This is a genomic window from Lentilactobacillus kisonensis DSM 19906 = JCM 15041 (assembly GCF_001434135.1).
Classification (GTDB): Bacteria; Bacillota; Bacilli; order Lactobacillales; family Lactobacillaceae; genus Lentilactobacillus; species Lentilactobacillus kisonensis.
Genome location: NZ_AZEB01000039.1, coordinates 1 through 18,786, shown reverse-complemented (window position 1 = coordinate 18,786; position 18,786 = coordinate 1). Strand labels below are relative to the sequence as shown.

The 18,786-nt window shown below is 39.7% G+C and carries 17 protein-coding genes and 2 pseudogenes; 5 read left to right on the top strand and 14 right to left on the bottom strand.

From position 1 onward, the window contains the following. Positions 1-178: 178 nt before the first annotated feature. The 7 genes and pseudogenes from FC98_RS12595 to FC98_RS12565 all read right to left on the bottom strand — a co-directional run bounded on the left by FC98_RS12595 (position 179) and on the right by FC98_RS12565 (position 7,557). A complete protein-coding gene (locus FC98_RS12595) occupies positions 179-1,441 on the bottom strand; it encodes an AAA family ATPase (protein WP_008857291.1) in 1,263 nt (420 codons plus the stop codon). A 447-nt stretch (positions 1,442-1,888) separates the two neighbouring features. Next, positions 1,889-2,140, bottom strand: coding sequence for a hypothetical protein (locus FC98_RS12590; RefSeq protein ID WP_235803634.1), 252 nt, complete (start codon positions 2,138-2,140; stop codon positions 1,889-1,891). Between the two features lie 283 nt (positions 2,141-2,423). After that, positions 2,424-3,338, bottom strand: a pseudogene (gene rihA, locus FC98_RS12585) (pyrimidine-specific ribonucleoside hydrolase RihA). 273 nt (positions 3,339-3,611) lie between these two features. Beyond that, positions 3,612-4,304 carry a D-lyxose/D-mannose family sugar isomerase gene (locus tag FC98_RS12580; RefSeq protein ID WP_054655992.1) on the bottom strand — a complete coding sequence of 231 codons (693 nt, stop codon included), beginning with the start codon at positions 4,302-4,304 and terminating at the stop codon, positions 3,612-3,614. Beyond that, positions 4,285-4,743, bottom strand: coding sequence for an HIT family protein (locus tag FC98_RS12575; protein ID WP_008857285.1), 459 nt, complete (start codon positions 4,741-4,743; stop codon positions 4,285-4,287). Before FC98_RS12575 ends, FC98_RS12580 begins: the two co-directional genes overlap by 20 nt. Before the next feature lie 3 nt (positions 4,744-4,746). Continuing rightward, positions 4,747-5,847 (bottom strand): zinc-dependent alcohol dehydrogenase, encoded by a 1,101-nt coding sequence (locus FC98_RS12570; protein ID WP_054655990.1) that lies wholly within the window; start codon positions 5,845-5,847, stop codon positions 4,747-4,749. Between the two features lie 393 nt (positions 5,848-6,240). Then, positions 6,241-7,557: an MFS transporter gene (locus tag FC98_RS12565; RefSeq protein ID WP_008857283.1), complete on the bottom strand. Its 1,317-nt coding sequence runs from the start codon at positions 7,555-7,557 to the stop codon at positions 6,241-6,243. A 335-nt stretch (positions 7,558-7,892) separates the two neighbouring features. On the opposite strand from FC98_RS12565, the gene FC98_RS12560 reads away from it, so the two are divergent. Together FC98_RS12560 and FC98_RS12555 are read left to right on the top strand one after the other, a co-directional pair. Beyond that, positions 7,893-8,768 carry an AraC family transcriptional regulator gene (locus FC98_RS12560; RefSeq protein ID WP_056949668.1) on the top strand — a complete coding sequence of 292 codons (876 nt, stop codon included), beginning with the start codon at positions 7,893-7,895 and terminating at the stop codon, positions 8,766-8,768. A 70-nt stretch (positions 8,769-8,838) separates the two neighbouring features. After that, positions 8,839-9,414 carry a TIGR01440 family protein gene (locus FC98_RS12555; protein WP_054655986.1) on the top strand — a complete coding sequence of 192 codons (576 nt, stop codon included), beginning with the start codon at positions 8,839-8,841 and terminating at the stop codon, positions 9,412-9,414. Positions 9,415-9,814: 400 nt separating this feature from the next. On the opposite strand, the gene FC98_RS12550 is transcribed toward FC98_RS12555, so the two are convergent. The 6 genes and pseudogenes from FC98_RS12550 to FC98_RS12520 form a co-directional block, all read right to left on the bottom strand. Then, on the bottom strand, positions 9,815-10,609 hold the full coding sequence (locus FC98_RS12550; RefSeq protein ID WP_008857279.1) for a hypothetical protein: 795 nt from the start codon (positions 10,607-10,609) through the stop codon (positions 9,815-9,817). Positions 10,610-10,748: 139 nt separating this feature from the next. After that, complete coding sequence (locus FC98_RS12545) at positions 10,749-11,177, bottom strand: hypothetical protein (protein ID WP_008857278.1); 429 nt, start codon at positions 11,175-11,177, stop codon at positions 10,749-10,751. 11 nt (positions 11,178-11,188) lie between these two features. Continuing rightward, the gene (locus FC98_RS12540) at positions 11,189-11,581 is read right to left on the bottom strand and encodes a hypothetical protein (protein WP_008857277.1); all 393 of its coding nucleotides are present in this window, start codon (positions 11,579-11,581) and stop codon (positions 11,189-11,191) included. Positions 11,582-11,743: 162 nt separating this feature from the next. Further along, positions 11,744-12,199, bottom strand: a pseudogene (locus FC98_RS12535) (DUF5776 domain-containing protein); the annotation flags it as partial. Positions 12,200-12,426: 227 nt separating this feature from the next. Further along, positions 12,427-12,873, bottom strand: a complete 447-nt coding sequence (locus tag FC98_RS12530) for an ASCH domain-containing protein (RefSeq protein WP_008857275.1) — start codon at positions 12,871-12,873, stop codon at positions 12,427-12,429. 519 nt (positions 12,874-13,392) lie between these two features. Further along, positions 13,393-14,241, bottom strand: coding sequence for a D-alanyl-D-alanine carboxypeptidase (locus tag FC98_RS12520; protein WP_235803633.1), 849 nt, complete (start codon positions 14,239-14,241; stop codon positions 13,393-13,395). Positions 14,242-14,778: 537 nt separating this feature from the next. Here FC98_RS12520 and rbsK point away from each other — a divergent pair. The 3 genes from rbsK to fucP all read left to right on the top strand — a co-directional run bounded on the left by rbsK (position 14,779) and on the right by fucP (position 17,961). Continuing rightward, positions 14,779-15,711: a ribokinase gene (gene rbsK, locus FC98_RS12515; protein ID WP_040471687.1), complete on the top strand. Its 933-nt coding sequence runs from the start codon at positions 14,779-14,781 to the stop codon at positions 15,709-15,711. Positions 15,712-15,984: 273 nt separating this feature from the next. Beyond that, positions 15,985-16,380 (top strand): D-ribose pyranase, encoded by a 396-nt coding sequence (rbsD, locus tag FC98_RS12510; protein WP_008857269.1) that lies wholly within the window; start codon positions 15,985-15,987, stop codon positions 16,378-16,380. A gap of 222 nt (positions 16,381-16,602) precedes the next feature. Then, on the top strand, positions 16,603-17,961 hold the full coding sequence (gene fucP / locus FC98_RS12505; protein ID WP_054655976.1) for an L-fucose:H+ symporter permease: 1,359 nt from the start codon (positions 16,603-16,605) through the stop codon (positions 17,959-17,961). A gap of 594 nt (positions 17,962-18,555) precedes the next feature. Here fucP and FC98_RS15370 read toward each other — a convergent pair. Then, complete coding sequence (locus tag FC98_RS15370; RefSeq protein ID WP_202812862.1) at positions 18,556-18,651, bottom strand: type I toxin-antitoxin system Fst family toxin; 96 nt, start codon at positions 18,649-18,651, stop codon at positions 18,556-18,558. Between the last annotated feature and the right edge of the window lie 135 nt (positions 18,652-18,786).

Below are 18,786 nucleotides of genomic sequence, written 5' to 3'. Positions count from 1 at the left end.
TGCACTTCAATTTTAAATCGAGGAACTTTTTATCGTTTAAAGAGTCTTGATAATAATTCCCGGCTGGATCAGTTATTAATGAATCCCGAGAAATTTTCAAATAATGATTCTCTAATAAAACATCAATAATCGCCGCTTCAGCAGCCCCTTCAACCATTAAACAATCGTACCCTCCCATTTACCTAACGACCTCGTTTATATTATTTTTCTCACGTTCCAAATAATGGTGATCAATGTTGTGAGTCCTCACAACGCTCTTAAGTGCTTGATATGCTTGATAATTCGGTGCGGTTCCTCTAAATGTATTGTTTTGGAAAACTTCACTATTTTTTAACTCCGGTCGAACTGCCATCTCATTTAATCGCATTAACTGGGTTTTACCTTTTCGAATCAAAATGTACTCTTCATCATTCCGCTGAAGATCATCTGTTAGTTCAATATAGTGAGAGGAATATACCAAAGTTGCGTTATTGACATTCACGGTCGGATCTGCAAAAAATCCAATAAAATCCCGAACAATTTGCTTGTTAATGTGTAATTCAATTTCATCAACCATTAAAGTAGCGCCAACTCGTAATGCAGTTAAAAACTGGAAGAAAAGTGTAACTCCCTTAATAGTTCCAGAAGAAAGATACTTATCAAACTCCTTAAAATTCGAAACTTTGATCACTTCATCGGAATCTTTGAATTTGAGTGCATACCGAGTGGTTTGTCCTTTATCATCTTTTTCATAATCTAAATAATCGATCGAGTTATCTAGATACGTCAATAATTCAATCGGTGTTTGGTCCATAAAAGAGATGAATTTATTTTGATTAGTATTCTTCACTGTCGATATCACAGCAGATATCTCTTTCGGCTTATCAGTTGCTCTAAAAATAGAGTCCTTATCGCTTAATAGCTTTTTCTCACTCTTCGAAAGATCATTTCTATTATGATCAAGTATCAGCCCAGTTGAATCAAGTTTTCCATCAGCAATCCGAAAATATTTTTTTTTAGAAACTCTTTTGGTCTTTCGGTAATAAACTTTTTCATTTGTAATTATCCATTCTCGTGCATCATCCTCGACCCCATCGGTCACAGGAACCTTCTCAAAAGTTGTCACGACAACGTATCGATCATCTTCATTAGTTGCTAGATTAGCCTTAACAGTAATCTTATTCTCTTTTGACCGGAGGCGCTCATTCAATGGTGTTTGATCAATTGATTGACCTAATAGATACAACGAGTTTAATCCGTCAAAGATTTCCATCAGCGTACTCTTACCAGTTGCATTAATACCAACAATCCCAATAACTCGATTGAGCGTTAAGCTATCGTTAAATCGAATAACTCTATTTTTAGTTTTATTTGTGATCTGTCCGCTGGTTTCGAGCGTAAAGCTAGTACCATCTTTGAATAGTGAATGACCATATATCTCAAAGCCAATTAATTTAATCATTAAAATACCTCCCCGATACAAATTACATATTTTTTGTAATTTGTATCAAGCACATTGTATCATATCACCCTCCTTTTTGATACCATGTACAAAAAATCGACACTCAAAACCGTTTTTACATTAACGGAAATGAGTGTCGTCTTGTTTAAATTACACCAATTTTTTGTAAACCAATAAAGTCAATTATTTCTTAAGCCCACTAATCTTCATCCAAACAGTCACTGCAATCCCAGAAATGAGTTCCACAAAAAACGAAATGTCTGATAACGACCAGATGGTCTCAATAAAGCGTCGGAGTTTTGATTGTTTTGGTTCCAATAAATCATTCCTTTCAAATATCCATTAACAGCGGTTAGATAATCATAGAAGGATCCTGTATCTGGGTCAATTCTGATCCAAATGCAAAGCTAATAAGGTCTGACAAAAACAACAGGCTTACTCACAAGCTCAGTCATTCTCGTGAGCAGTCTTAGCAAACTTCTTCGCCAGATCATCCTTAGTAAATCCATTTTTCAAAACCGTAAAGAATTCATAGCCGCCATCTCGGTAACCGTTGATCTCAAAAGTGTCAACCATCTCCAAGAATGGTGGTTTACCTTCTCCTAATTGAATTTTATCAATAGCTTCCAACACGTTGAATTTAACATTATCCTTATCCAACTTTTTCATCGAAACGCTATCAAAGATGCTTACAACCACAGTAAATTTTCCTCTCTTAATTACTCTTTATTTAAAACTTTGTAAATACTCTTACAAATTTTATCTGTACCTCATGCTAGAAAGCTTGTTACAACTAGAAATTTAGCGTACTCGAAAGAATTTGGATCGTCAAGAACTACCAATAAGTAGTATTTCCCAAATCTTTTGCGATTAAATATCTTCTCTACTATTGTACATAATTTAACAATTAACAAACAAAGAATCCCCATTTAATCGACTTTCCTATCGATCAAATAGAGATTCTTTTTCATCATTAATTAAACTACTTCAACGAATCCATAATCAGTTGAATAAATTTCTCCCGATCAATATCCAACAAAACCTCTGTATTCTTGGGCTTGTCAATCAATTCATAATAGTCACAAACCGTCTCCCCATCTGTTAAATCACCCTGATTCTCAACATCGACGTTCATGACCTTACTCTCAAACATTGAAGGGTTAATTAACCAGGCAATTGTACAAGGATCGTGCAGCGGTGCCCCTTTGAAGCCCCACTTTGGTGCTTCATGGTAGCGTTTAAAGAATTCAAGCAAGCCATAAAAAGCATGAGCAACTGGATTTTGAATGTCATCAATCTTAGTGATTTCTGATTTGAGAATTTGAGCCTTATGAGTCACGTTCAATGGAGCCATGGTTAGCGGAATACCCGAATTTAACACAATTTTTGCGGCTTCCGGATCAACGAAGATATTAAATTCAACTGATGGGGTCCAGTTACCAAGTCCCATTGCGCCACCCATGAACACAATCCGTTCAATCTAATCGGTCAGTTCTGGGTAAACTCGCAGAAACAGTGCAGCATTAGTCATAGGCCCGGTCACAACTAAGGTAATCTTTTCATCAGACTCCCGAACCGTCTTGGCCATTAACTCAATTGCCGGCATCTTTTGTGATTCAAAATCTGGTTCAGGCAACTCCGCTCCATCTAATCCGGATTTCCCGTGAACATTTCCGGCAGTCCGGAGTGGTCGCAATAATGGCGTTTGATTACCACTAGCTACTGGGATCTCTTCATGCTTCATCAATGTCAACATCTGAATTGCATTATTCAAAGCCTTTTCCGGTGTTTGATTCCCAGCAGAAGTTGTGACTGCCGCCAATTCGATCCTTGGTGAAACAATTGCTAACATCATTGCTAGGGCATCATCATGTCCTGGATCACAATCTAAGATAATTTTTTGTCATTATAATTATTTCCTTTCCGTGTTGCAAATTTATACATATCTATAGTATTCCATCCTCAAACAAATCCTCCATAGAAAACGACACCCAAATCCACCTTCAAATGAACGGAAATGAGTATCGTTTTATTCAAAATCTGAAACTTGGAAGCTGATAATCACGCCAAAAGGGCTGGTTATCTTTGAAGCATTCAGGATTTAAAATAATTACAACCAACCAAAAACCAGCCTAGATCACGATCATCTAGGCTGGACTTATTTTAGATACTATTTCAATGTAATCTTCCCATAATCCGCAAATATCAAATGTGCCGGTTCAACATCTTCTTCGATGCTTGGTATCCGTGGCAAGTCCTCATAAAAGCGGTTATCGGTATTATCATCATTGGTTGATGAAACCTCAAACAACATAATCTTACCAGTTCCCTTTTTGCCACGCCAACGGTGATAAATCCTTTGAGTGAGCGTGATACTTTCTCCTGGATTAAGTTCAAGCGTGGCACCAGCTGGAACGGTTATTTTATGGCCATCGCTCACAACCGTAACCGGTTTTTCTTCATCAAATTTCTCATCGGCAGTTGCGTTGAACAAGGTTAATTCTAGAATGCCACCACCCCGGTTAATAATGTCCTCTTGTTTATCCCAGTGAAAATGAAATGGCAATTCTTGACCATCTTCAACCGTTAGTAATTTTTCGCAGTACGGTTTGGGGTACTTTTTCTTATCATTAAAATTACCATTTCGGAACGTAAAGGTCGTCAATCCCCGCTTTAAATATTGACCTTCATTAAAATCGGTAACATCCCAACCGAGCATATTATCAATGATTTCTTGATAAGAGCCATCTAAACTCTGCCATTTCGCTAGATCCCAATGTGCAAATGGTGGCAAATACAAACCACGTTCCGTCGCAAAGCTAATCGTGTCATCGATAATTGTATTAATCTCTGATTGTTTCATATTCATCCTCCAATTCTTCACGTAATTGGTTAACTCTTTTTGGGCTTTCAGAATCACTCAAATGAGCGGGATCTTTCGGATTGTTGATGAACGAATCATCCCAATCAATATCTGCCGGGACTTTAGGCACAATATGAAAGTGAAGGTGGGAAACTGTATCGCCATACACGCCCAAATTGATTTTGGCAGCGTTAAAGTGTTCTTTCACAACCTTCGCTGTTAACGAAACTTCTTCAATAAAGGCCGTTCTTTGTTGCTGACTAAGTTCAAAAATTTCATCAACGTGCCAGTTTAACGCCACAATCACTCTGCCAGGGTGGGTTTGATCCCGATTTAGATAAACCGTTGACGCATCGAAGGTCACAATTGGAATCATTCGTTCATGGAGCGTCTGGTTATGTTCACAGTAAAAACAGCCTTCTTTAAATCTACTTTTCATTGCTTATTCCTCTTGGCTTGGCTCATTTACAACATCTGGAATATGACCATCATCATAGCGACCATCATCGTGAGTCACGTCACAGTCAATCATGACATGAATCACGTCGCCGCGAGTTTGATTACGTAAATCGAAGGCATCGCTAATCTTTGACAGCGGAAAAACATTCGTTACGGTCTTTTCAGTGTTAATCAAGCCGTTTACAACCATATCCCTGCCTTGACGGAAGAGTTGGTGATTATCAACATCCCGTTTAGGCTCAGTCGTTAAGATATCAACTCGCCAACGATGCATTTTGAAGAAGTCCATTGTCTTGCTAGTTTTGCCAATGCCGCCATACATAATTAATTTAGCGTTCTGTGCACAAGCATCGAGCGCATCAATGACCGAATCTCCTTCCAGTCGTGCTGGAATAACAACGTCAAATCCATCAGGGAAATCTTGACCGACAACTTCCATCGTCGGGGTATCTTCAGAAGGAATTTTATAAGTCTTCGTAGCACCAAATTCTTTTGCAATTTCAAGCTTTTCATCAAACAAATCCGTTACCACCAAATTGCGAGGACTGTATAACCGAGCGAATTGAGTCAGTTGTAAGCCACTCACCCCCTGGCCCATAATCAAAACGTTTTTCGATTGGTTAATCTCTGCGCGCTCCATCCCAGTCTGAATCGTTGGTGTAATTTCAATGAGCGATCCGTGCATGAGTGGAAATTCCTTTGGTAATACAACGGCTGAAAATGGGTCACAGGTAATGTATTCCGCAAATGCTCCCCACACATAACGCAAAGCAACGTGATCACCCACTTGAAGCCCCACTACATCCGGGCCAACTTCATCGACAATCCCAGCAACTTCATGTCCCAAGCGCATCGGATAGCTTAAGAACTCTGGCGTTCTGGCGCCCCGGTAGACTTCCAAATCACTTCCGCAAATGCCAACCCATTTAACATCAACCCTAATCTGTCCCCGTTTGGCGTGGGGCAATTTTGCATACTTAATATCAATTTTGCCAATTGTTTCCATCACAGCAACTTGCTGCGTGCCTTCTGCTTTTTGGTCAACCCATTCCATTTCTGGAACTTCCATCTTACGTACAGTCATTATAAATTCCTCCTAAAAGTAAGTGAGCGGAGCAAAGCGGTTAGAACTCGGAGCATAAGTCTCCGCCAGCAGGAATTCCCGGTTCTGGAATTTTTGCTGGTGGTGCTTATGTGCAGAGTTCTGCTTTGCGCAGCGGTCCTAATAAAGTGAGCGGAGCAAAGCGCTTAGAGATCGGAGGGTAAGTCTCCTATCGAGGAAATTCCTGGGCTTGGAATTTTTTCGATAGGTGCTTACACGCAGATCTCTGCTTTGCGCAGCTGTCCTATAAAGTGAGTGAGCGGAGTCAGGCGCTTAGAAACCGGAAGGTAAGTCTCCTCTGAGAGAAATTCCCGGTTCTGGAATTTTTCTCGGAGGTGCTTACACGCAGGTTTCTGCCTGACGCAGCTGTTCTATCTATTCCGATCCAACTTCTTCGATCTTGGTAACCACATCATCGCTACGTTTAAGCGACAAGACGATCACCCCAGCTATAATTAGTGACCCGGCCAAAAAGAACATCGCAGCTACCTGAGATCCCGTTACGTCTTTTAACCAGCCAACAATGTACGGGCCAACGAAGCCACCCAAGTTTCCTAACGCATTCACAATTCCTAAACCAACAGCGGCAATTCGTGGATCCATCATTGTCGTGATTGCCCAATACGGTCCCGACCACGAGTAAATCCCAATCGCTGCCAAGCAAAGAAATATCATGGCGACCCAAGGATTATGAGAAAGGGCTGCTCCCAAGAAGCCAGCGCCACCAAGGAAAGCACCGCCCGCAGTATGCCAAATCCGTTCCATATGGGCATCCGAATGCCTTGAGTTAAGAACCAGGGCAATGGCACCAAGTAAGTACGGTGCTGCGGTTAACCAACCAATCGTCATTGTGGAAAACTTCGACGACAATTCGCCAATCATTTGTGGTAGCCAAAAAGTAAGTCCATACAGCCCAACAACATAAAAAACGTTTATCAGGGTCATCTTCCAAACCCGGCCGTTTCTCACGGCTTCCTTAAAGGGTGCTCCCTGAACCTTGTTATCCGTTGTTGCTTTAGCATCCAGGGCCAACTCATTAATTAAAGCAGTCTTCTCATCCTTATTAAGCCAACCTGCTTTAGCTGGTTTGTCAGCAAGGTACCAAAATGTAAATATCCCTAATAAAACAGCTGGTAAGCCAACGATGATAAAGAGCCACCGCCAACCCGCTAAATCCAGTGACATATGAACATTGGTAATAATCCAAGTGGCTAGTGGTGCCCCAAACGAATTAGCCAGCGGCGGCGCAATCATGAACAGCGCCACTGCAGCCGCTCTATCCGCCGATCGAACCCAGTAAGTGATGATTAACGTCATCCCGGGGAACAAAGCCGCTTCAAAAACGCCTAAAAGAAATCGTAGGACTGTTAATTCAACAGCGGACTGGACAAACGCCGTCACTAAAGTAACAATCCCCCAGAGAACTAAAATCAGGCCAATCCATTTTCTGGCACCCACTTTTTCAAGAATCATATTCCCCGGAATACCAAATACGAAATAACCAATAAAAAACATGCCCGCAATAAATCCATACATGGTTGCCGTTAAACCAAGGCTTTTGTCCATCCCCCCAATTGAGGCATAAGTGATGCTACTCCGGTCTAGAAATGCCACGAAATAAATAATAAATAGATAAGGCAGTATGTGGCGACGAACCTTTTTACGTGCACTCAAAATGCTAGTTGAATCCATTCGTTAATCCTCCTCTATGCTGCAATTCGAACCTGGATAAATTTCAGTTGCCTTTTTGCTGAGAAGAGTTGCGCAACTGACTTCCCTCAACATGCATAAAGAATATCATTAATAAAGCGCTTACATTCGTTTTATATATGTATACCAATCGCTAAATATTCTGTTGATTATTTTATATTATCCGTTAAAATAGTCTTTACAATCCATTCGCTAAATAGTACCAATTTAATCGCTAAATGTTAAATCAGTTCATTTAATCTCCAATTAGTCATAATTAGTGTATTATGAAAGCGCAATTATCTAACGATCGCTTCTTCGAAGGGAGGATACCCCACATGGTAGAACTAAGAGATAATCAACTAACGACTTTATGGATGAGCGGAAAAGACTACGCCAAGGAAATTATTGTTCCTAAACATCGCCATGATTTTTATCAACTCCAATATTTAGTTAGTGGCAGTGAAAATCTGATAATAGGCGACAAACCATTCACGATGAAGCCAAACTACTTATCAATTTTTGATAGCAACGAATATCACGAATACTCATTCAATAAGCGTTCAAGGATTGTTGACATCAAATTTAATATGGTAAGCGATTTAAGAACATTGCTTGATGATTTGTTCAATAAATCCGTCTTTTTAGTAGAAGACATGATGATTAGAAACAAATTTTCGCAATTGACTGATCAAGGAATTTATTTTCAAAAATCCGAAGATCGGCAAATTTTAATTAACATTGATACCCAGGTCAAGCTGATCCTGCTTGAATTAGCCCATTCAACCGCACCGGAACCAATGTTAATTAGTTCTGAAAAATGCCCTGATGTGGACACTGATTCTAACGATCCCGTGGCTTTAATGACTCAATATATGTTCGACAATTATTCGGAAAAGATTACTTTAGATATATTAAGTCAAAAATTTCATTACAGTAAATCCCAAATCATCAACCTGTTTTCTGATCAAAAGCATCAAACCCCGATGTATATCCTTCAAAAAATTCGATTACAATATGCCAAACAACTTCTATCAGAAACCGGGTATTCCATTGGCCAAATTGCGAATGAGGTGGGGTTTAATAATAACTATTTCACCAAATTATTTCTAAAATATGAAAAACAACTTCCCAGTGAATACCGAACCGCTAAACAGAAAGAATCACATGAAATCATCTTAAATACCTCGTTTGACATTACGACGCAACCGTAGAATGATCTACGATTTTTTCGAAATGAAAGTCGGCAATTCTTATTGAAAATAAAGTGAGGAACAATTTAACATGAACTTATCTCCAGAGACACTTAATCTACAAGTTAAAACCAGTTTGAATGAGTTACTTCACACAGCGAATTTAGAAAAAGATGATATTTTCGTCTTGGGTTGTAGCACGAGTGAAATCCAAGGCGAGCATATTGGAAAAGATTCTAATATCACTATTGGCCGTACAATCGTCAAAGCACTTTTAGACGTATTAGAGCCATTGGGTATCAACCTCGCCGTTCAAGGATGTGAACACATTAATCGTGCCTTGGTTGTAGAACGCCATGTTGCAAAAGATAATCATTTAGATATCGTCACAGTCTTTCCGACCCTCCATGCTGGTGGGGCAGCTCAAATTGCGGCATTTGAGAATTTTAAAGATCCGGTGGAGGTCGAACATATTACGGCTGAGGCTGGCATGGATATCGGGGATACGTCTATCGGCATGCACGTTAAATTTGTTCAAATTCCCGTTCGGACTTCTATCAACCAGATTGGAGAAGCCCATACGACATTTTTAAGATCCCGTCCCAAATTAATTGGTGGCCAAAGGGCTAAGTATACCTGGGACCCGTTTGGTGATTTGGAAGACTGAGGATTAGGGAAAATCGGGTCATAAAAAAACAAACGTCCTTCAATAAAAGCCATGATCGCTTTTATTGAAGGACGTTTGTATGAATTAGTTTGTCTCAATAAGTAGTAGAAATATTACGGTAACCACTCTGTAGTTCCAAAGATGGGTATGCTGCCTTGCCACAATACACCGACAATACCACATCACCGCTTCTAACCACATCACTAGGGATAATCGTTGGATTACTATTAAATGGCCAAATTGCTGTTCAGTCAAATCAATTAATTTTGGCAGATCATTACCATTAATCTACAGTAAAAATACCATACTAAATTCGAAGAATTCTGCTTTTTTTAAAATCGTGATTTTATCTTAATCATTTGTGTTTTGATATCTATTGATTCTACTTATAAGGATTCCATCAATGTGTTATTAGGTTTTGTATGGCCCCTACAAGACGTCCGCTCAGAGCTGGAACTATTACAAACACGGACGCAATTGCTAGCAGTGGATGAACAGCTAGGCACTCAACACTTACAAGAAGCAATACATACATCCGCCAACCAATTATATCGCGATTGAAAAATATACTCATACCACAAACCCCAACTAAGGAAATAATCTGTGCATTAGCTTGAACGGGCCCGTTATCATAAATCATACCAATAATAAGAAAGATGATGAGCAGTAACCAAAAAACTCCTTTGTACGTAAATAATGGTTGCGAAGGCTCATTGGGTGTCCTTGGGTTACCATTCATTTTTGAATGAATATTGGCTTTCCGCCGATAATACGTGGTTTGTCTAATCGATTTAGTCGGCTGAGTCCGTTTATTCATTGCTTGATTTGATTGTCTGGACGCTCGTTTATCAAGACAATACCTTTCTATATAATCCATTAGGTCTTCTAGACTATCAAGCTTGGAATGTTTAAATTCTTTATCAAAATATTTCTGGGTGCCTGCCCTTAGATCTTTCTGTGGAAATCGATAGTTTTCAAAGTGTAATAGAACATCACCCATTCCATATCGTCCATGCTTTGCAACAAGAAAATCCACAGCCTCTAAGTAATCCTCATTAACATGATGCTTCTCATACCATGTTGGTTTCCAAGCGGGTGCGGACGTAACATACCAGATCTTTGCAACAGACCTGACGTGACTAAACTGCGCCGGTGATAAATTATAAAGAATATCGTAGGCTTCTTTTTCTTGCATTTATAAGCTCCTTCTTAATCTGAATTTCTAAAAGTTGTTTAAAGTCATTTACAATCCGCGTGATGAAATTCAAATTTTATCCAAATCGGTGATCTATGACAAATCAATATGGCTTAACCAAAATCATTTCAAAGAATCTTCAATATTTGTAGTAAACATGATTAATATCAGGGGTTCTGGATTGATTGAACCGGAAATAAAGCTTTTGACGATTATAAACTTTAATAGTGAAGGTCTGTAGAATACCACCTTTAGGAGCATTATTTGTTTCACGACCAATAACGTGATAAATGTTTCCACTACGGCGATAACGAATTCTTTGAACTGCCATTGGATCAACCGGGGGCAGAGCTGGTTGATAACCAAACCAATAATCAGATATCTTTAAATATGCCCGACCTTTGTTTGGAAATTGCTTATAAGGTTTCCAAGTCTTTGTCTTCCATTTTCCTTGTAAAATTTTTGGCATACCCTTATGCCAAGTTGCTGCATTAACAGGTGTACTTACAGCGCCAAATCCTATTCCAGTTGTTAGTAATACTGTTGCAATGATCGCTTTAGTTTTCATTTGATTACTCCTTAATATCTGTGCAATAACAGACGATATTTGTGTGGTGTTCCTGGTGTCCAAGTCTTTATGTAGCGGTGATTAATGTATTGAACATATTGATTTGTTCTTCTCTTAGAATAATAAGGCTCATAACCATTGATTTTAAAGATATGATGACCAATATACTTATACTGGGTGTTATTTAGATAGTTCGGGTCGTTTGCCATTTCATGGTAGTAATTTTTCCCAATCGTTGCATATGTTGTAATTGCGCGTTCTTTTTTAGACTTCCAGTGGCCTCGTATTGCATTAGGTGTCCCTTTATGCCACGTTGCTGCACTTACATTGTTCGAAGCCTCAACCACAAATAATAACCCCAGTGACAGAGCCATTGTAACCAACAATACTTTCCATTTTTTCATCTATGTAACCTCCAACAATTATTCGTTAGCCCCTCAACTAGATTAACAATTTAATTATACTGCTATCAAATTACCATAAAATGCAAATTTTAAAAAAATTGCTTTTAAATACACGAAAAGCCCTCGTCAAATGGCGAGAGCTTCTTTCTGATTCTATTCAATTCAGTAATTGCCCTGAATAATCAGTTTCTTGTTCACAGTCACGTACTTGCCATTCGTCAATTGATAACGGGTGGACAAGTTGTGCTTAACCAATTTCTTGACTCGCAAGTGGGTTCCCTTCTTAAAGTGCTTGGTTTGACCCCTTAAACTCTTAGTCTTATACAAATAGATGCCCTTGGGATTAATCACCGTAATCCGTTTGTGCTTCGGCATCGTCTTATAATAAACGTTCACGACATACTTCTGGTTAGCGGTAATATAGCCGCGCTTGCGATCGGTCTTTGAATGATGATTGACGTCACGCACTTTGTAGCGGAGAGCGCCACCTTTAGAACGCGCGTAACCGGTGACCACAAACATTGGGCGGTTGATTCGCTTTTGCTTTGGATACGTGGTGATTCGCTGCGATTTTTTGAACATGCCGTGCTTGTACAGATAGATCTTCTTGGTGGTAAAAAACCATGGCTTTAAAATGAATGGCCAGCTAAAGGATGCGTTTAACCGTAATAGCGACGATGAGTAGTTCAAACTAACGGATCAAAATTAAGTCATTTGCTAAAGTTAACTTCGGAAAGATCCTTAAAAATTACCTCTAAGATACTAGATGAGCCAAGTTACCACATCTTATTAATTTAAAGATTTTGCGTTCATATGGCGTACTTATCAAGTCCCCCCACTGTAAACTAATCCACCACCTCAAACACTTCACAAACACAAGGGATATCCTCGGAGAATTTCTTCCCTAGCGCCGCATACTGCGTTTTGAAAAAGGACTCATGTACTCCGCGCCAATATGTTAGTGTCCGATCCCCCTCACCTTCATGAAAAGCGTGTTCCGCCGAGACCCACTTGAACGGCAGCACTTCGACCGCCTTGGTTTGAGTCACACAAACTGGTATGCCTTTTGAATTCAAAATAATATTATAGTCACCAATTCGGGGAAGTGGTTCATCTGACTCATATGTATCTAACGCTGATGTAGTGGCGGTCTTAATTCTTCGTTCCACCAAATCAGCAAGCTTATCCGCCATTGCGCTATCATCACCAAATGCCCAAGCATCGTACTCTTGATTAACAAGGTGATGTTTCGACAAAAATTTCTGCCAATATGCTTTGATTTGATTGTCCATGATTTTCTCCTTTATTGAGCACAGCCTAAATAACGGTACAATTGTAGAATGATCCTTTTTTCAAGAAACATGCCGATAACCATGAGGTAGATCCATAAACAATTAAAATGATATTTGTCACAGTTACCGTTTTCTTGTACCACGTACAACACCAATAACACGGTTTCGTAAAGCTGGAACTATCACAAACACCGGTAAAATCGTCAATATCGGATGATCCACAAAACAAGCAAGGCTAATTAAAAGCAAGAAATATTTACGCCATCCAAGCCGTTCATTGCGGGCACGAGCATTGCTAGGCCACCGAAAGTTAGCGTGGTGGCAGCTGTTAATAATAATTCAGAAAGTTTCATGTGATTACCCTTATTAAACGACTTGATTAAGTTAATTATACCGCTTTGAAAATTTGATTCTTGGTTACTTTTAATCGTCATAGAATTAAGAGATTAGACAACTTTCACCAATGAAAGGAAATTACATGAAACAATTTAGTTATTAGGGAAATACATATTATTTACTTCATTTTGGAATTCCCAACTGGATTGAGCATGCGCCGTAATCTGCCATATCCTGAAAGTTTGAAAGCTTGACTGGATATCGGTACTTGTTAGCGATGTTTAATTCACTTTGCCTATAAAAAGATTCTGCATAACCGACAATGTTTAAACCAATATCGTAATTAGACATACTATTTCGCTTATCTTGATCGTATCCCATCTCTGTAAGTCGCTGATCGATCAGCTTAATAGCCTTAGAAGGTGCCATCCGTTCATAGTAACTATAATTTCCTTCACTATCAAATGAATTCAAACCTATCGCTTTTGTATTTGTAAATCCGTTCAATAAATCCGTTTTTTGAGGTAAGGAAACATACAAGCTTTTAGACAGATTCAGGTTAACTTGGGAATTGGGAAACAGCTCAGCAACCATTCGTGTTAGCTTTAACGCTTTATTGCTGCTTAGGTCGTTAAGGTAGGCTTGTTGGCTATTAAATAGGACCGGCAACTTAATAATACTTTTTTTGAAGTAACCATACCAGGCAATTCCTTTAACCTTTTTATTGTATGCCGAATATAACTTGTAATACACTTCGTTCTTACCTTTAACCCGCTTTACAAATGCGTTAGAAACCTGCCAGACAGTATTAGGATAGTTCTTTAAGTTATGAATCCGCTTGGTTTGGGAATTATTCCAAATATAAGCTTTCTGACTTTTGGTGCTTGAATAATACGGAATTGGTCCTGTAAATATGGAGCCATCGAAAGAATAGTTACTTGGAATGGTGCTCGCAGATACCGAGCTAACACCTGATAGACCAAGGAAAATAGTCCCTAACAGCAACAGAAATGACAGACTTCTTTTTAGCATATTAATTACCTCCATTACATGCATTGTACCAAAAACAATTACGTATTTGGAGTCAATGGAATACCCATACGAAGTAACGGTAGGTCTTAAAAAGTCGAACGATCAATGGTTTAGTTAACCAATATCAATCTGGTTAAGCATGTTTTCAGTGCCCATTTGCTCCAGGATCAAATAAGCTAATATGATGACTTTACTCGAATTGCTTTGGGAATTCCTTTATGCAAAGTTAAATACCTATTTTAACTTTGGAGGTATTTTTTATGCATAGGATTTCGAAAGCCTTTCGCTTTGATTTTATTTGATTACCCCTCAACCAGCCACCACCTGAAAATAATTTTCACGCTCAAACCAAAGCCCACCAAGCATTCCGCCAACCCCATTAACAAAAGTCAAATAATAATACTTGAAAGCGATTGCAGATTGTGGTAACTTATTCAATTGTAAAACGGTTTAGTAAAACGATTTGATAAAACGGTTTTGCTAATCGATATTGAAATTGTTGTCCGTCTAAAACACAAAATTAGGAAGTGGTCTTTAGTGAATAAAGTAACGGTTTTAGGAAGCTTAAACGTCGACACATCATTTAGAATTAAAAGTTTCCCACAACCTGGTGAAACGGTTCAGGTAAAAGAAAAAAGTAATGCGGCCGGCGGCAAAGGTGCTAACCAAGCGGTCGCTGCGGCCCGCGAAGGTGCTCAAACTGCTTTTATTGGCCAAATCGGAAATGATGGTGCTGGTAAATTCATGCTTGATTCATTGGAAGCTGATCATATCGACGGTACCTATGTTAGCCAAAATGAAAGCGTTGGCACTGGAACTGCAAACATCATGCTGGATGAAGATGGTCAAAATTGCATCCTCGTATATGGTGGTGCTAACCAAACCTTAACGGATGCTGACGTTCAAAAAGCAGAACCCATTATCAAAGATTCAGACTTTATCGTGGCCCAATTCGAAACACCACAAGCAGCAGCCATCACCGCTTTCAAGATTGCGAAGGCTAATGGCGTTACAACGGTTTTGAACCCAGCTCCTGCTCCAGCCACGGCAATCGATCCGGCGCTCCTTAAATTAACAGATATCATTGTTCCGAATGAACTTGAAAGTGCCTCAATTACTGGCATCAAGATCACAGACGAAGAGTCAATGATTCAAACGGCAGCCGAATTCCGTAAAATGGGCGTTCCTAATCTCATCATCACAGTTGGTGATAAGGGCGCATTCTATTCAACCCAGGCTGGTCATGACTTGATCCCCGCCTATAAAGTAAAAGCCGTTGACACAACTGCTGCTGGCGATACATTTATTGGCGCTTTCGTATCTCAAGTCGCAACTGATTTTTCAAACATTGCGTCTGCAATTAAATTTGCCGAACATGCAAGTTCACTAACAGTTCAACGACTCGGTGCCCAGCCTTCAATTCCTAAGCTAGAAGAAGTCTTAACCGCTGCTAAGGAATCCGCATCTTAATTTCATAATTAACCATTAATATTCTAGGATAGCTACACAAAGCAGGGATCTACGTGTAAACACCTTTGAGAAAAATTCCAGAACTGGGAATTTCTCAGTTCGTGTTTATCTAGCAGAAACGTGTTCCACCAAGCAGAAACCTCCGTATAAGCACCTCTGACAAAAATCCCAAATCCGGGGATTTCTGTCAGAGGAGACTTATACTCCGGTTTCTAACCGCTTGGTTCCACACTCTAACCACTTTGCTCCGCTCACTTTGAAAGGAAACGTAAAATGAAAAAAACAACTGTTATTAATTCTGAATTATCAACTGTCATCGCTGGCATGGGCCACATGGATTGGCTGAGTATTGGCGATGCTGGGATGCCAGTTCCAATGGGCACCAAAAAGATTGATTTAGCTTTAACCAAAGAAATTCCAAGTTTCATTGATGTTTTAAAAAACGTCTTGGCTGAACTTGAAGTTCAAAAAATCTATTTAGCTGACGAAATCAAAACAAAGAATCCTGATCAGTTAAAAGCAATCAAAGAACTTTTACCTAACGTCGAAATTGCCTACATGCCACATTCAGACCTTAAGAAGAACTTGGCAAACTGTCACGCCTTTGTCCGGACTGGTGAAATGACGCCGTTCTCTAATATTATTTTGGAGTCAGGTGTAACGTTCTAATCGGTTTGATTTAGTTTTTTGCACTTATTTTTTTAGGACAGCTCCGCAAAGCAGAAGCTTGCACCTAAGTCTTCTTGCCCAAAAATCCAAAACCGGGATTTCCGGTCAAGAAAACTTAGGCTCCAGCTTCTAACCGCTTTGCTCCGCTCACTCATTTTAGAACAGCTCCGTCAGGCAGAAACCTGACTCCGCTCACTCACTTATTTAAGGAGGATCCAACTTATGGAAGCAAGTCGTCATGTCGTTGAAGAAAAGCACGGCTGGAAACAGTATGCCGATGGCTATCTCAACAAAACCCCTATTTTTCAATTTATCTTAGTATCTTTAATCTTCCCACTCTGGGGAGCTGCAGCCTCACTTAATGATATTCTCATTACTCAGTTTAAGACTGTTTTTATGCTAAACGATGCCGCCACTGCGTTTGTTCAAAGTGCCTTTTACGGTGGTTACTTTTTAATTGCCATTCCCGCATCAATTGTTATTAAGAAACAAAGTTATAAGTTTGCCATTATGACGGGGTTAATCTTTTATATCATTGGTTGTGCAATGTTCTTCCCCGCTTCACACGTCGCTACTTATACCATGTTCCTAGCCGCAATTTTTGCCATTGCCGTTGGTTTAAGCTTCTTGGAAACATCTTGTGATACTTACAGTTCAATGATTGGGCCCCGTAAGTATTCCAATATTCGAATGAACATTTCCGCTACCCTAGTTCCCCTAGGTGATATGGTCGGCATTGTTTTAGGAAAGTACTTAATCTTTGGTTCCGTTGGTAACTTGTCTGAAACCATGAGTCACATGCATGGTGCAGAACGAATTGCTTATGGTGAAAAGATGCTTCAATTGACTTTGCAGCCATATAAATACATTTTGGTTGTCTTAGTTGCGATTTTAATCATTTTAGCCCTCACCCCAATGCCAAGTTCAAAAGCGGTTAGTCTTGATAAAGAAAAGGCAACCACCCCAGGCTTGGGTGAAACACTTAAGTACCTTGCCAAAAACACCCGTTTCAAAAAAGGAATCATGGCCCAATTCTTCTACGTTGGGATGCAAACCACTGTCTGGTCATTTACGATTCGTCTAGCTCTTAACTTAAATACCAGCATTTCAGACCGGGATGCAAGTACATTCATGATTTATAGTTATGCAGCTTGGTTCTTCGGTAAATTATTTGCCAGTTACTTATTGAAAGACCACTCCATTACTGGTGTCTTAACGCTCTTCTCAGCTCTTGGAACGATTACGTTAATTGGTGCAACCACTATTCCAAACATGACCGCCGTTTGGATGGCCATCGCTGCTAGTTTCTTCTTCGGTCCAGAATGGCCAACTATTTACGCCCATACGCTTGATACCGTTCAAGATAAACGATTCACTGAAACCGCTGGTGCAATTGTGGTTATGGCCATCGTCGGTGGGGCGGTTATTCCCGCTATCCAAGGGGTTGTCTCCGATATGACCGGTTCAATGCAGACGTCATTCATTGTTCCTACCCTGTGCTACGTGATTGTAACAATTTACTTCTTCTTTGAATATCGTTACGATCTTGCTCACCCAGAACAAATTGAACAGAACCAATAGACTGGGATAGGCGTTTAGATCCCATAATTTAACAGAGAAGGGTCATCATTCCTGACTTTTGGAATGGTGGCCCTTCTCTGTTAATAGGACAATAGAACAGCTGCGTCAGGCAGAAACATTAAAAAGCACCTCATTTACACTTTCTACAATGTTCTTTTTAGATTCATTGTCTAATTTTGTTGACTAGATTAATTTAAGTTAACTACTTTGGGAACACGAGAATCTCTCAACCATATGGGCTCTCCATAGATAACAGGGAATCTTGCACGTCAGCAGTAGTCGGCTACCGATAGTTTGTGGCTACCTATTGATACATTTTGGGGTGGATTGTATACTATACTCGAAGCGCAAAGGAAAGCCAACTACCCATGATTTTGCTAGCATGAGCAGTTTTTTGTACCGTGAATCGCTGATTATGGCTATCTATTGCAGTGCTGTGAGTTGGATGGTATACTATACCCGAATGAAATACAAGAGCTCACTTAACTGCTTACTACTGTTAGAGTAAGCAGTTTTTTTGTGCAAAAAAAGAGCAGCCCTGTTAGTAGCCACTCTCTTTGAATCACTAGTTATTTAAATGAATGAGGGAACACATCAGCGTTTGTTCAGCCAATGGGCAAACCCGGCTACTATCAGTCCAACCAAGATTGGAAAGATCAGGTTTGCGAGAATGAAATACAAGAAACTCACCTCCTTTCCGGTAAAAAAGCCCCCTCACAAGCCCCGGGAAAGTAAATAACTAGCTTTATCATTATAGCAAAAAGGCGACCAGAGATGGCCGCCTTTTTATCAGGCTTGAATTGTCAAATTAAGTGCAACACTACA